Origin of the sequence: Lentzea xerophila (assembly GCF_051094245.1) — a bacterium.
GTDB lineage: Bacteria > Actinomycetota > Actinomycetes > Mycobacteriales > Pseudonocardiaceae > Lentzea > Lentzea xerophila.
On record NZ_CP194934.1, the window covers coordinates 4,657,406 to 4,669,771 of the forward strand.

Annotated in this window: 15 protein-coding genes; 13 read left to right on the forward strand and 2 right to left on the reverse strand. The window is 70.9% G+C overall.

All coding sequences use genetic code 11. The annotated features are described in order from the left end of the window. Positions 1-38: 38 nt before the first annotated feature. Complete coding sequence (locus ACRSBM_RS22215; RefSeq protein ID WP_434445579.1) at positions 39-836, reverse strand: IclR family transcriptional regulator domain-containing protein; 798 nt, start codon at positions 834-836, stop codon at positions 39-41. 110 nt (positions 837-946) lie between these two features. Here ACRSBM_RS22215 and ACRSBM_RS22220 point away from each other — a divergent pair, with 110 nt between their 5' ends. The 13 genes from ACRSBM_RS22220 (at position 947) to ACRSBM_RS22280 (ending at position 11,445) form a co-directional block, all read left to right on the forward strand. Next, on the forward strand, positions 947-1,510 hold the full coding sequence (locus ACRSBM_RS22220) for a flavin reductase family protein (protein ID WP_434445581.1): 564 nt from the start codon (positions 947-949) through the stop codon (positions 1,508-1,510). Positions 1,511-1,512: 2 nt separating this feature from the next. Further along, entirely contained in the window at positions 1,513-3,057 is a 1,545-nt protein-coding gene (locus ACRSBM_RS22225; protein ID WP_434445583.1) for a 4-hydroxyphenylacetate 3-hydroxylase family protein, read from the forward strand. A 7-nt stretch (positions 3,058-3,064) separates the two neighbouring features. Next, the gene (locus ACRSBM_RS22230) at positions 3,065-3,892 is read left to right on the forward strand and encodes a dioxygenase (protein ID WP_434445585.1); all 828 of its coding nucleotides are present in this window, start codon (positions 3,065-3,067) and stop codon (positions 3,890-3,892) included. Beyond that, positions 3,889-5,007, forward strand: a complete 1,119-nt coding sequence (locus ACRSBM_RS22235; protein ID WP_434445587.1) for a muconate/chloromuconate family cycloisomerase — start codon at positions 3,889-3,891, stop codon at positions 5,005-5,007. Before ACRSBM_RS22230 ends, ACRSBM_RS22235 begins: the two co-directional genes overlap by 4 nt. Before the next feature lie 2 nt (positions 5,008-5,009). Beyond that, positions 5,010-5,297: a muconolactone Delta-isomerase gene (locus ACRSBM_RS22240; RefSeq protein WP_434445589.1), complete on the forward strand. Its 288-nt coding sequence runs from the start codon at positions 5,010-5,012 to the stop codon at positions 5,295-5,297. 5 nt (positions 5,298-5,302) lie between these two features. Continuing rightward, positions 5,303-6,028 carry an adenylyltransferase/cytidyltransferase family protein gene (locus ACRSBM_RS22245; RefSeq protein ID WP_434445591.1) on the forward strand — a complete coding sequence of 242 codons (726 nt, stop codon included), beginning with the start codon at positions 5,303-5,305 and terminating at the stop codon, positions 6,026-6,028. Further along, a complete protein-coding gene (locus ACRSBM_RS22250; RefSeq protein ID WP_434445593.1) occupies positions 6,028-6,498 on the forward strand; it encodes a nuclear transport factor 2 family protein in 471 nt (156 codons plus the stop codon). Before ACRSBM_RS22245 ends, ACRSBM_RS22250 begins: the two co-directional genes overlap by 1 nt. Continuing rightward, positions 6,483-7,259, forward strand: coding sequence for a 3-oxoadipate enol-lactonase (gene pcaD / locus ACRSBM_RS22255; protein WP_434445595.1), 777 nt, complete (start codon positions 6,483-6,485; stop codon positions 7,257-7,259). Before ACRSBM_RS22250 ends, pcaD begins: the two co-directional genes overlap by 16 nt. Further along, positions 7,252-8,376 (forward strand): acetyl-CoA C-acetyltransferase, encoded by a 1,125-nt coding sequence (locus tag ACRSBM_RS22260; protein ID WP_434445597.1) that lies wholly within the window; start codon positions 7,252-7,254, stop codon positions 8,374-8,376. Before pcaD ends, ACRSBM_RS22260 begins: the two co-directional genes overlap by 8 nt. Positions 8,377-8,701: 325 nt before the next feature. Then, positions 8,702-9,463, forward strand: a complete 762-nt coding sequence (locus ACRSBM_RS22265; protein ID WP_434445598.1) for a CoA transferase subunit A — start codon at positions 8,702-8,704, stop codon at positions 9,461-9,463. Beyond that, positions 9,447-10,076: a CoA transferase subunit B gene (locus ACRSBM_RS22270; RefSeq protein WP_434445599.1), complete on the forward strand. Its 630-nt coding sequence runs from the start codon at positions 9,447-9,449 to the stop codon at positions 10,074-10,076. Before ACRSBM_RS22265 ends, ACRSBM_RS22270 begins: the two co-directional genes overlap by 17 nt. Positions 10,077-10,103: 27 nt before the next feature. Next, positions 10,104-10,517, forward strand: a complete 414-nt coding sequence (locus ACRSBM_RS22275; RefSeq protein WP_434445600.1) for a hypothetical protein — start codon at positions 10,104-10,106, stop codon at positions 10,515-10,517. 19 nt (positions 10,518-10,536) lie between these two features. Further along, positions 10,537-11,445, forward strand: a complete 909-nt coding sequence (locus ACRSBM_RS22280; RefSeq protein ID WP_434445603.1) for an LLM class flavin-dependent oxidoreductase — start codon at positions 10,537-10,539, stop codon at positions 11,443-11,445. Here ACRSBM_RS22280 and ACRSBM_RS22285 read toward each other — a convergent pair. Continuing rightward, positions 11,405-12,322 carry a trypsin-like serine peptidase gene (locus ACRSBM_RS22285; RefSeq protein ID WP_434445605.1) on the reverse strand — a complete coding sequence of 306 codons (918 nt, stop codon included), beginning with the start codon at positions 12,320-12,322 and terminating at the stop codon, positions 11,405-11,407. The two genes, ACRSBM_RS22280 and ACRSBM_RS22285, sit on opposite strands and share 41 nt — an antisense overlap. Between the last annotated feature and the right edge of the window lie 44 nt (positions 12,323-12,366).

Below are 12,366 nucleotides of genomic sequence, written 5' to 3' on the forward strand. Positions count from 1 at the left end.
CGGCCGCCGCTCGAACGGACCTGCGTTCTCTCAAGTCGTCAGTAGAAGCCCTCACGCCGTGCCGGGCTCTTGTGGCCCAGGTCAGCGCTGATCCGTTCCGCGGCGTCGAGCAGCAACGGTACCACCTCGCCGCGGATCTCCTCGACGGACGACCGCCCCACCGAGGTGGAGGACGCGAGTGCCGCCACCACCTCACCGGTGCGGTCGCGGACGGGTGCGGACACCGAGAGCAGGCCGATCTCCAGCTCCTCCGCCACGATCGACCACCCGTCCGAGCGCACCTGGCGCAGAGTGGCGCGGAACGCGTCGGCGTCGGTGACCGTGTGCCGGGTCAGCGCCGGCAGGCCGCCCGCGACGACCTCCTCGACCACGGCGTCCGGCGCCCACGCCAGCAGCACCCGTCCCATCGACGACGCGAACGCCGGGATGCGGGTGCCGATCGACACGTTGATGCTCATGATCCGCCGCACGGGCACGCGGGCGACGTAGACGGCGTCGCGTCCGTCGAGTGCCGCGAGCGACGCCGACTCACCGGTCTTCGCCGACAGCTCCAGCAGGTGCGGCTGCGCGATCTCGATCATCGCGTTCGACGCCGAGTAGTGCTGCCCGATGCTCAGCACCCGAGGTGTCAGCGACCACTTGGTGCCCTCGTTGCGCACGTACCCGAGCCGTTGCAGCGTAAGGAGAATCCGCCGCACGGCGGGGCGGGACAACCCGGTGGCCGCGGCCAGCTCCGCGAGGTTCGGGCTGACCCGCTCCTCGTCGAACGCGAGCAGCACCGCGAACCCGCGCTCGATGCTCTGGATGAAGTCGCGCTCGCCCGGACCGCTGGTCATCGCCCCATCTTTCCGCACCACGACCCGTTGACAGTTCCGCGACGTCGGTGCACCCTCATGTAACCGCAAAGCGTACGACTTGTACGCATAGCGTACAGGAGGAGCGGGAGATGACTCTGGATCACCGCACAATCCGCAACGGGTTCGGCAGGTTCGCCACCGGTGTCACGGTCGTGACCTGCCTCAACGACGACGGAGAGCCGCACGGCGCGACCGTCAACGCCTTCACGGCTGTCTCGCTCGAACCGGCGCTGTGCCAGGTCACGCTGACCCGCAAGGCCAAGGCCTGCCGGTTCCTCGACGACAAGCCGTTCGCCGTCAACGTCCTCGCCGCGGACCAGATCGACGCGGCGTGGACCTTCGCGGGCCGTCCCCAGGGGCCCGCACCCCGCTGGGCGGACGGGCCGACCGCCCCCGTCCTGCTCGGCACCGCCGCGACCATCTCGTGCCTGCCGTGGCGCACGTACGACGGCGGCGACCACCTCATCGTCATCGGGGAGGTCGCACACCTCGACACCAGCGACGCCGATCCGTTGCTGTTCTTCGGTGGCGCGTTCCGCGAGATCGCCGGACGCACCGCCGACCACTGGATGAGCTCCGTCGACTGCCCTGACATCGGGTGGTTCGGATCCGACTTCGCCCCATTGCGCACCGCTTCGACGACGAAGGGTTGAGCATGACCACCCAGCAGCAGCAACGCATCACCCGGCCGATGACCGGCGAGGAGTACGTCGAGTCCATCCGGGACGGACGCGAGATTTTCCTCGGTGGCGAGAAGATCACCGACGTCACCACGCACCCGGCGTTCCGCAACACCGTCCGGATGACCGCGCGGCTCTACGACGCGCTGCACGACCCGGACAAGCAGGCCGTGCTGACCGCGCCGACCGACACCGGGAGCAGCGGCTTCACCCACCCGTTCTTCCGCACGCCGCGCAGCAGCGCCGATCTCTACGCCGACCGTGCCGCGATCGCGGAGTGGGCCAGGATGACCTACGGCTGGATGGGCCGCAGTCCCGACTACAAGGCGGCGTTCCTCGGCACGCTGGGCGCCAACGCCGACTTCTACAACCCCTTCGCGGACAACGCGCGGCGCTGGTACCAGGAGTCGCAGGAGAAGGTCCTCTACTGGAACCACGCGATCATCAACCCGCCGGTCGACCGCAATCGCGATCCCGACGAGGTCAGCGACGTGTTCATGCACGTCGAGGAGGAGCGCGACGACGGCCTGATCGTCAGCGGCGCCAAGGTCGTGGCGACCGGTTCGGCTATCACGAACTACAACTTCATCGCGCACTACGGGCTGCCGATCAAGAAGCGTGAGTTCGCGCTGGTCTGCACGGTGCCGATGGGCGCACCGGGCATGAAGCTGATCTGCCGCAACTCCTACGCCGCCAACGTCGACAAGACCACCGGCCCGTTCGACTACCCGCTGTCGTCCCGGTTCGACGAGAACGACACGATCTTCGTGCTGGACCGCGTGAAGATCCCGTGGGAGAACGTCTTCATCTACGGTGACGCCGAGAAGGCCAGCACGTTCTTCCCCGGTTCCGGGTTCCTGCACCGCTTCACGTTCCACGGCGTCACGCGGCTGTCGGTCAAGCTCGACTTCATCGCCGGTCTGCTGCTCAAGGGTGTGGAGGCCACCGGCGTCAAGGACTTCCGCGGCATCCAGACCCGCGTCGGCGAGGTCATCGGGTGGCGCAACCTGTTCCACGCGCTGTCCGAGGCGATGTGCGCGAAGCCGGACGAGTGGATCGACGGCGCCGTGCTGCCGCACCTCGACTTCGGGCTGGCCTACCGGTGGTTCATGACCGTCGGCTACCCGCGGATCCGCGAGATCATCATGCAGGACATGGGTTCCGCGCTGATCTACCTGCCGTCGTCGGCCAAGGACTTCCAGTCCGACGAGGTGCGGCCGTACCTGGACAAGTACGTGCGCGGCTCGAACGGCATGGACGCCGTCGAGCGCGTGAAGCTGATGAAGCTCATCTGGGACTCGATCGGCAGCGAGTTCGGCGGCCGGCACGAGCTGTACGAGCGCAACTACTCCGGCAACCACGAGGGCGTGCGCGCCGAGATGCTGTTCGCCGCGCAGCAGTCCGGCCTGGCCGATTCCATGAAGGGCTTCGCCGAGCAGTGCATGGCCGAGTACGACCTCGACGGCTGGACCGTCCCCGACCTCTTCAACCCCGGCGCGACCTCGCTGAACGGAAGGTGACCTCCCGATGACCGCCGTCCACTCCCCCACCGCGGCCGGCTCCGGCGCCTCCGCGAGCGCCAGCTTCCGTTCCACCGCACGCGAAGGTCTCACCGTCCCGCCCGAGCGGGTGTCCACTGTGGTCACCGCCGTGCTCCAGGGCGTGCACGAGGCGATCCGCGCGAACGACGTCACCTACCCCGAGTTCCAGGCCGCCAAGCAGTGGCTGATGGACCTCGGCGAAGGCGGCGAATGGCCGTTGTTCCTGGACGTCTTCGTCGAGCACGTCGTCGAGGAGGTCGCCGCCCGCACCCAGGACGGCACGAAGGGCAGCATCCTCGGCCCGTACTACCTGCCGGACCAGCAGCGGCTCCCCGCCGTCGCGACGTTGCCGATGCGCCCGGACGAGCAGGGCGCCCCGCTGACGTTCTCCGGCCGCGTCGCCGACCTCGCGGGGCTGCCGCTGGCCGGGGCCGAGCTCGACATCTGGCACGCCGACTCCGAGGGCTACTACTCGGGGTTCGCGCCCGGCATCCCGGACGGGAACCTGCGCGGCGTCGTGACGACCGACTCCGAAGGCCGGTTCGAGATCACCACGGTGCAGCCCGCGCCGTACCGGATCCCGACCGACGGGCCGACCGGGCGGTTGATCGACGCGGCCGGCTGGCACCCGTGGCGGCCCGCCCACCTGCACCTCGTCGTGCGGGCACCGGGGCACCGGCCGATCACCACGCAGCTCTACTTCGCCGGTGGCGAGTACGTCGACAGCGACGTCGCCGAAGCGGTGAAGCCCGAGCTCGTGCTGACCCCCGCCGGCCAGCGCGTCGAGTACGACTTCGTGCTTGAGCCCGCATGAACGACCTCGTGATCGACGGCGTGGACACCGTCCTGCTCGACGTCCCGCTCGTCCGGCCGCACCGCTTCGCCCGCACCGGGATGGACGCGCAGCCCGTGCTGCTCGTCCACGTCCGGACCGCGGGCGGGGCGGCCGGCCTCGGCGAGGGAGTCGTGCCGGGCGGGCCGTGGTGGGGCGGTGAGTCGGTCGAGACCATGAAGGTGGTCATCGACCAGTACATCGCCCCGCTGCTGCTGGGCCGCCGGGTCGACGACATCGCGGGCGTCCTGCGGTCCGTGAACGACGTCGTGAACGCCAACCTCTACGCCAAAGCCGCCGTCGAGGTCGCGCTGCACGACGCGTGGGCGCGGTCGCTCGGCGTCCCGGTGCACACGTTGCTCGGCGGGCTCGCGCGCACGTCGATCCCGGTGACGTGGGCGCTGGGCACCGAACCCGCGACCGTCGTCGTCGAGGAGGCGATGGCCAGGCTCGACGCCGGGCACCGCAGCTTCAAGCTCAAGATGGGCGCGCAGGACCCTGCCGACGACGTGCGGCGGGTCTGCGCGATCGCGGAGAAGCTGCAGGGTGTCGCCGGGGTGCGGGTCGACATCAACGCGCGCTGGGACCGGTTGACCTCGCTGACCTACCTGCCCGCGCTCGCCGACGCCGGCGTCGAGCTGGTCGAGCAGCCGGTGCCGGGCGCCGAGGTCGAGTGGCTGGCCGAGATCAACCGGTCGCTGCCGATCCCGGTGATGGCCGACGAGTCGCTGCGCACGCCCTCCGACGCGTTGCGGCTGGCCGGAATGCGGGCCGCGGACGTGTTCTCGTTGAAGACGACGAAGTCCGGCGGGCTGCGGGCGACGGCGGCGATCGCTTCGATCGCGGCCGCGGCGGGTATTCCGTGCCACGGTGGCACCTCGATCGAGAGTCCGGTCGGCACGGCGGCGTCGCTGCACCTGGCGTGCGCCTCGCCCGCCGTGACGTGGGGCAGCGAGCTGTTCGGACCGTTGCTCATGCGCGAGGAGCTGCTGGCCACGCCGCTGCGCTACGACGGCGGCAACCTGCACCTGCCGGACGGCCCCGGGCTCGGCATCGAGCTGGACCCCGCGGCCGTCGCGGCCTTCACCAGGAGGTGACCGTGCTCTTCCACGTGCGGATGGAAGTCGCCCTGCCCTACGACATGGACCCCAACCGGCGCGCCGAGCTGGTGCGAGCGGAGAAGGACCGGGCGCTGGAGCTGCAGAAGATGGGCGTCTGGCCACACATCTGGCGCGTCGTCGGGCAGTACAGCAACATCAGCATCTTCGACGTGCCCACGCACGACGAGCTGCACGCGTTCCTGTCCTCGTTGCCGCTGTGGGAGTTCATGCGCGTCGAGGTGACACCGCTCGCGACCCATCCCTCCGACCTGGCGGCCCAACCATGACGGCGGTGCGCGAAGGCCTGCTGTGGCGGTCGCTCGCCGAGGTGCCCGCCGACTGGCCCGGCTGCGTGGTCACGATCGGGGTGTTCGACGGCGTGCACCGCGGTCACGCACACCTGATCGCGGCCGCGCGGGAGGTCGCGGGGACGCGGCCGGTGGTGCTCGTGACGTTCGACCCGCATCCCGCCCAGGTGCTCGGCCTGCCGCGGGACACCTCGGCGCTCAGCACCGTCGACCGGCGGGCGGAGCTGGGGCACTCCCTCGGGGTGGAGGCGATCCTGGTGCTGCCGTTCACGCGCCGGTTCGCCGCCCTGTCCCCCGCCGGGTTCGTGTCGGAGGTGCTGGTCGGGTCGTTGCACGCCGAGGCCGTCGTGGTGGGGGCGAACTTCACGTTCGGGCATCGCGGTGCCGGTGACGTGGAGACGTTGCGGGAGCTGGGACTTCCGGCGTTCGGCGTCGGCCTGGTCGACGGCTGTTCATCCACACGGGTGCGGGAGCTGCTGCGATCCGGGGACGTCCGTTCGGCGGCCTCGATCCTCGGCCGGCCGCATCGGGTGGACGGCGTGCTGTGCGACGACGTGGTCACCGTCGCGCCGGGGACCGCGCTGCCGGCGGACGGACGGTATCGGGGGACTCTGGACGGCGAGCCGGCGCGGTTGGTCGTCGCCAGCACGTCGGTGCTGGTGACCGGGCCGGACGGACCGGCGGTGCTCGAGTTCGCGGACCGGCTGTGATGGACCGGGTGCGGCGCCTGGAGGACCTCGAGGCGATCCGGGCGCTGGACGCCGCCTACTGCCGGTTGCTCGACTCCGGTTCGTGGGACGCGCTGGTCGGGTTGTTCACCCCGGACGGTGAGTTCGCCGGGCTGTCCACGGCACGCGGGCGTGGTGAGCTGCGGGCGTTCTTCGCCGGGCTCGCCGACGGTGGACTGACCGCGTTCTGGCACCACGTGACGAACCTGGAGATCGAGTTGGACGGCGACCGCGCGCACGTCTGCTCGTTCCTGTTCCAGCCGTGTGTGCTGCACGGCGAACCGCACGTGGCCGGCGGCCGTTACCACGACGACCTGGTCCGCGTCGGCGACCAGTGGCGTTACCAGCGCAAACGTGTCGTCTTCGACTACTTCGCGCCGTTGTCGCAAGGCTGGGACCACGGCCGGTTCAGCCTCGAATCCGCTCGATCGACCCGATGGGAGCACGCGTGATCCACTACGCCGCGGACGGTCCCGGCGACGCCGAGGTGCTCGTGCTCGGCCCGTCGCTGGGCACCGATCTGGGCCTGTTCGACGCCCAGGTGGCCGCGTTCGCCGACCGCCGGCGGGTGATCAGGTTCGACCTGCGCGGCCACGGCGGATCGCCGGTGGTGCCAGGTCCGTACTCGATCGCGGACCTCGCGTCCGACGTCGTGGAGCTGCTCGACCACCTGGGGGTGCGGGAGTTCCACTACCTCGGCGTGTCGATCGGCGGCGCGATCGGCCAGTGGCTGGCGCTGCACAGCGACCGGCTGTCGACGCTGACCGTCTGCGCTTCCGCCGCACGGTTCGCCGATCCGCCGCAGTGGCCGGTGCGGGCGGCGACGGTCCGATCCGAGGGCACGTCGGTGATCGTGCCGTCGCGGCTCGGCACCTGGTTCACGGAGTCGTTCGGCAGTCGTGAGCCCGCCGAGGCCGCGCGGTTGCTGGACATGCTGCGCGCGACCTCGGCCGAGGGCTACGCGGGCTGCTGCGAGGCGATCGGCGAGTTCGACGTGCGGTCCGAACTGGGCCGCATCACCGTGCCGACGCTCGTGCTGGCGGGCGCCGACGACCCTGCCTCGCCTCCCGAGCTGGTGCGGGAGATCGCGGACGGCATTCCCGGCGCGCGGTTCGAAGTCGTGGCGGACTCGGCACACCTGCTGACCGCCGAACGCCCCGAGATCGTGAACTCACTGGTCGCGGGGCATCTGACGAGGAGTGTTCATGCGTGACGCCGTCATCTGCGAGCCCATCCGCACGCCGGTGGGCCGCTACAACGGTGCCCTGAAGGACCGCACGGCCCAGGAGCTCGGCGCGATCGTCGTGCGGGAGCTGATGCGCCGCACCGGCCTCGATCCGTCCGCGGTGGACGATCTGGTGCTCGGCCACTGCTATCCCACGATGGACGCGCCCGCGATCGGCCGGATCGTGGCGCTGGACGCGGGACTCGGCGTCGGCGTGCCGGGCGTGCAACTGGACCGCCGCTGCGGTTCCGGGTTACAGGCGGTGGTCAACGCGGCTATGGCGGTACAGACTGGTGCGCAGGACCTCGTGCTGGCGGGCGGCGTCGAGAGCATGTCGAACGCCGGTGCGGAGGCCCTGTCGCGCGGCCGGGTGACGGCGGGCGGCCAGAACTACCCGGTGCCGGGCGGAATGCTGGAGACGGCCGAGAACCTGCGGCGCGAGTACGGCATCTCGCGTGCCGAACAGGACGAACTGGCTTTGCGCAGCCATGAACGCGCCGTGGCGGCGCAGGCCTCCGGCCGGTTCGCCGACGAACTGGTCCCGGTCGGGGACTTCGTGGCGGACGAGCACCCGCGGCCGGGTTCGACGCTGGAGAAGCTCGGTGCGCTGAAGACCGTCATGGACGTCGACGGCGCCACGGTCACCGCCGGCAACGCGAGCGGGCAGAACGACGGCGCCGCGATCTGCGTGGTCACCCACCCCGAGCGAGCCGCCGCGCTGGGCCTGCGCCCGCTGGCACGCCTGGTGTCGTGGGCCACGGCCGGCGTCGAGCCCGCACGGATGGGCATCGGCCCGGTGCCGTCGTCCGCGCGGGCGTTGCGGATCGCGGACCTGAAACTCGGCGACCTGGACCTGATCGAGCTGAACGAGGCGTTCGCGGCGCAGGTGCTCGCGGTGACGCGCGAGTGGGGCCTGGCGGACTTCAACCGGCTCAACGTCAACGGGTCCGGCATCGCCCTCGGCCACCCGGTCGGCGCGGGTGGCGCACGGATCCTCGCGACGATGCTGCGCGAGCTGGAGCGCCGCGATGGCCGGTACGCGCTGGAGACGATGTGCATCGGCGGCGGGCAGGGGCTGGCGGCGGTCTTCGAGAGGGTGTCGTGAACGGGGTGACGGCTGCTCGGTGCGCGCACGGGCCGGTGTGCGCGGGTGGCGGCCACGGTCGCGGTCGGCGGATTTGGGCGTGCGTTGTGAACGACGTGAACGTTGCCCAGCGCGCGCACGCGCCGACCTGCGCAGACGGCAACCACCGTCCCCGCCCGCAGAATCGGACGTACGTCACGAACGACGTGAACGTTGCCCAGCGCGCGCACGCGCCGACGTACGCGCCCAGCGGACTCCGGGGACGCATCCTCAACGCGGCCGTGACCGCGAGACCCACGCACGCCCGCATCCCCAAGATCGCAGCCGGCGGATCCGGAGAGGTGTCATGAACAAGGTCGTGCCCTCCGCGGCCGACGCCGTGTCCGATGTGGACGACGGCGCCACCATAGCGGTCGGCGGCTTCGGGCTCAGCGGTGTGCCGAAGGTGCTCGTCAACGCCTTGTACGACAAGGGCGTCGGCGAGCTGGGCATCGTCTCGAACAACTGTGGCGCGCTGGACCAGGGCCTCGCCGTCCTGCTGTCCGCGGGCCGCATCGCCCGTGTCACCGGCTCGTACATCGGCCAGAACAAGGAGTTCGCCCGCCAGTACCTCGCGGGCGAGCTCGAGGTCGAGCTGATTCCCCAGGGCACGCTGGCCGAACGGCTGCGCGCGGGTGGTGCCGGCATCCCCGCCTTCTACACCCCCGCCGGCGTCGGCACGCTCGTCGCGGACGGTGGGCTGCCGTGGCGCTACCACCCGGACGGCACGGTCGCGAAAGCCTCGCCGCCCAAGGAGGTCCGTGAGTTCGACGGCCGCGAGTACGTGCTGGAGCAGAGCATCCGCACCGACTTCGCGCTGGTCCGCGCCGCGAAGGCGGACAGGTTCGGCAACCTGGTGTTCGCGAGGTCCTCCCGCAACTTCAACCCGCTCGCCGCGATGGCGGGCCGCGTCACAATCGCCGAGGCCGAGGAACTGGTCGACGTCATCGACCCTGACGAGGTGCACCTGCCCGGCATCTTCGTGCAACGGGTCGTCGTGCTGACGGCGGAGCAGGCCGCCGACAAGAGCGTGGAGTTCAGGACGGTGAGCGATGCCCTGGAACCGTGACGGGATGGCCGCCCGCGCGGCTTTGGAACTGCGTGACGGCGAGTACGTCAACCTCGGCATCGGCGTGCCGACGCTGATCCCGAACCACCTGCCGCCCGGCGTCGAGGTCGTGCTGGAGTCGGAGAACGGCATCCTCGGCGTCGGCCCGTACCCCGCTCCCGGCGCCGTCGACCCCGACCTTATCAACGCGGGCAAGGAGACCGTGACCGTGCTGCCGGGAGCGTCGTTCTTCGACTCGGCGCTGTCGTTCGGCATGATCCGCGGCGGCCACGTCGACGTGGCGGTGCTCGGCGCGATGCAGGTGTCCGCGGGCGGCGACCTCGCGAACTGGGCGGTGCCCGGCAAGCTCGTGACCGGCATCGGGGGTGCGATGGACCTCGTGCACGGCGCGCGCCGCGTGCTCGTCGTGATGACCCACACCGCCAAGGACGGCGGTGCGAAGCTCGTCGGGGAGTGCACGCTTCCGTTGACCGGCAAGGCGTGCGTCGACCGCGTGATCACCGACCTGGGCGTGTTCGACGTGACCCCGGACGGGCTGCGGCTGGTGGAGCTCGCGCCGGAGGTGACCTTCGAGGAGGTCCAGGAGCGCACGGAAACGCCGATTTACCGCTGACTAACCGGCGAGCGCCACCGTGGGGGCATGCGGAAAGTCATGTTGCTCCTGCCCGCGGTGGCGCTGTCGGCCCTCGCCTCGGCCGGCACGGCCCAGGCCGAGTCGGCGCCGGGGTGCGCCGGCACCGTGCAGATCGGCTCCACCGGGTATGTGAAGAAGAACGGAACAATCATCGCCTCGGTGAAGCAGTTCAAGGGCTGCGGCAAGAACTGGGCGTACACCTACGTCTGGGACTCCTACGCCTCCCAGCCGGGCGGCTTCAGCTCCAGCGCCGCGATGAAGGTCAACGGCAACCTCGACTACGGCAGCAACGTCAACGGGCGCAACAAGCAGGACGTGTGGTCCAAGGGCACGAACACGCTCACCAAGTGCACCCGCGCGTACGGCGAGGTGTGGGGCGACGGGAACGTCTACTGGGGACAGACCGACGAACGCTGCTGAACCCCCTAGTCTGCACGGCATGGGGCTGCGGTTGTCGGTGCTGGACACGTCTCCGATCGTGCAGGGGTCGACGCCGCGCGAGGCGTTGCGCAACACCATCGATCTCGCGGAGCTGGCGGAAGAGCTGAGGTTCCACCGGTACTGGGTGCCGGAGCACCACGGCATGCGAGGGGTCGCCAGCTCCGCGCCGGCCGTGCTGGCCGGGCAGCTGGCCGCGGTGACGTCCAGGCTGCGGGTCGGCTCGGGCGGCGTGCTGCTCCCGAACCACCCGCCGCTCGTCGTGGCCGAGCAGTTCGGCACGCTCGCGGCCCTGCACCCCGGCCGCATCGACCTCGGCGTCGGACGTGCGCCGGGCGGGGCACCGCACGTCGTCTCGGCACTGCGCCGCACCGACCGGCCCTACCGCGACCAGCTCGAAGAGCTGCGGGCGTTGCTGGATCCGGCGAGCACCGCCGCCATACCGGTGCGCGGTGGCAACGTCCCGGAGCTGTGGCTTCTCGGCTCCTCCCCCGGCACCGCCGCGCTCGCGGCCGAGCTGGGCGTTCCCTTCGCGTTCGCGCGGCACCTCAGCCCCGGCGTCACCTGCGAGGCCGATCTCGTCAGCGTCTCGGTGATCTGTGCGGAGGACGACGAACGGGCCGAGTGGCTCGCCGGACCCATCCGGACGAAGGTGCGCAGCCGGCACGCAGGCAACCGCATTCTGTTGCCCCGCCCGGAAGACGCGGCCGTGCTCCCCGACGACGGCCGCGTGCTGGTCGGCGGACCACGGACGATCACACGCGGGCTCCAGGCGGTGCTCGACGAGACCGCCACCCAGGAGCTGATGATCACCACGCCCGTCTACCACCACGCGGACCGCCGCCGCAGCTACGAGCTGATCGCGTCGGTCAGCGGCTCGCTGACGCCCGCTGGTGCAGCGGAGCGGTGATCTTCCAGCTGAACTGGGCGCCACCGAGGTGCCGCACGCACTCGCCGCCTGGTGAGCACCACTGACCGCCGGCGTCCACGCCGAAGCTCTGGACGTTCACGCCCACGACCGCGCCGCCGCTGATCCGCGGGCCTCCGCTGGAGCCTCCGCCCATGTCGCACGGCACGCCCCAGATGTCCTCCGGCGGCAGCTCGGGGTGCCCCGGGTTGCGCACCGGCGTACCCCAGCACTGCGCGAGCCGCTGACCGGTGAACTCCGGCCTGCCCTGGTGACCGGGCTGCCCGGCCGCCCGCGGGTAGCCGTACTCGTGCGCGAACCGGCCGGCGGGCCTGCCGAACGCGATGGGCTCGCTCACGTCGGACGGCCGGTCGAGCACCAGGAACGCCTGGTCGTACTCGGACTGCTGGTCGTCGGTGATCCAGGTCCGATTGACCATCGCCTGGCGCACGACGAACTGGCCGAACGGCCGCGTGCCGTCGCGGAACCCCGGCACGAAGAGCAGCTTGGAGTGCCACCGGGGGTCCTGCCCGATCAGGTTCGCCGTGTGGACGCAATGGCCGCCGGTCACCGCCGTGCGCCGGTTGGCGCTCGCCACCAGTGTCGCGGTGCAGCTCGAGTCCTCGCCGTCGCGGTCGACGAAGAACAACCGGCCGATGGTCCGGCTGAGGGGTCCTGGCGCGCCGGTCGAGTCGTCGACCGGCGGAGTTCCCGGTGGTGCGGACGGTCCGGTGGGCATCGCCGCGACGCGTTCCGGCGTCCAGTAGGCCGCCACGCCGTCGGTGTCCAGGTCGTGCACGACCACATCGGAGGGAGAAGCCGCCGCCGCACCCGGCACACCGAGGACGAGCAGCAGCGCCACCACGCTGAGCATTCGCATGTCGTGACCGTGGCAGCCAGTTGTGAGGATCTTGTGCGGATGAA

Coding starts and splice junctions, on each gene's coding strand:
- ACRSBM_RS22225 (WP_434445583.1), top strand. CDS start 1,513: ATGACCACCCAGCAGCAGCAACGCATCACCCGGCCGATGACCGGCGAG.
- ACRSBM_RS22215 (WP_434445579.1), bottom strand. CDS start 836: ATGACCAGCGGTCCGGGCGAGCGCGACTTCATCCAGAGCATCGAGCGC.
- ACRSBM_RS22270 (WP_434445599.1), top strand. CDS start 9,447: ATGCCCTGGAACCGTGACGGGATGGCCGCCCGCGCGGCTTTGGAACTG.
- ACRSBM_RS22230 (WP_434445585.1), top strand. CDS start 3,065: ATGACCGCCGTCCACTCCCCCACCGCGGCCGGCTCCGGCGCCTCCGCG.
- ACRSBM_RS22275 (WP_434445600.1), top strand. CDS start 10,104: ATGCGGAAAGTCATGTTGCTCCTGCCCGCGGTGGCGCTGTCGGCCCTC.
- ACRSBM_RS22285 (WP_434445605.1), bottom strand. CDS start 12,322: ATGCGAATGCTCAGCGTGGTGGCGCTGCTGCTCGTCCTCGGTGTGCCG.
- ACRSBM_RS22220 (WP_434445581.1), top strand. CDS start 947: ATGACTCTGGATCACCGCACAATCCGCAACGGGTTCGGCAGGTTCGCC.
- ACRSBM_RS22260 (WP_434445597.1), top strand. CDS start 7,252: ATGCGTGACGCCGTCATCTGCGAGCCCATCCGCACGCCGGTGGGCCGC.
- ACRSBM_RS22250 (WP_434445593.1), top strand. CDS start 6,028: ATGGACCGGGTGCGGCGCCTGGAGGACCTCGAGGCGATCCGGGCGCTG.
- ACRSBM_RS22265 (WP_434445598.1), top strand. CDS start 8,702: ATGAACAAGGTCGTGCCCTCCGCGGCCGACGCCGTGTCCGATGTGGAC.
- ACRSBM_RS22280 (WP_434445603.1), top strand. CDS start 10,537: ATGGGGCTGCGGTTGTCGGTGCTGGACACGTCTCCGATCGTGCAGGGG.
- ACRSBM_RS22235 (WP_434445587.1), top strand. CDS start 3,889: ATGAACGACCTCGTGATCGACGGCGTGGACACCGTCCTGCTCGACGTC.
- pcaD (WP_434445595.1), top strand. CDS start 6,483: ATGGGAGCACGCGTGATCCACTACGCCGCGGACGGTCCCGGCGACGCC.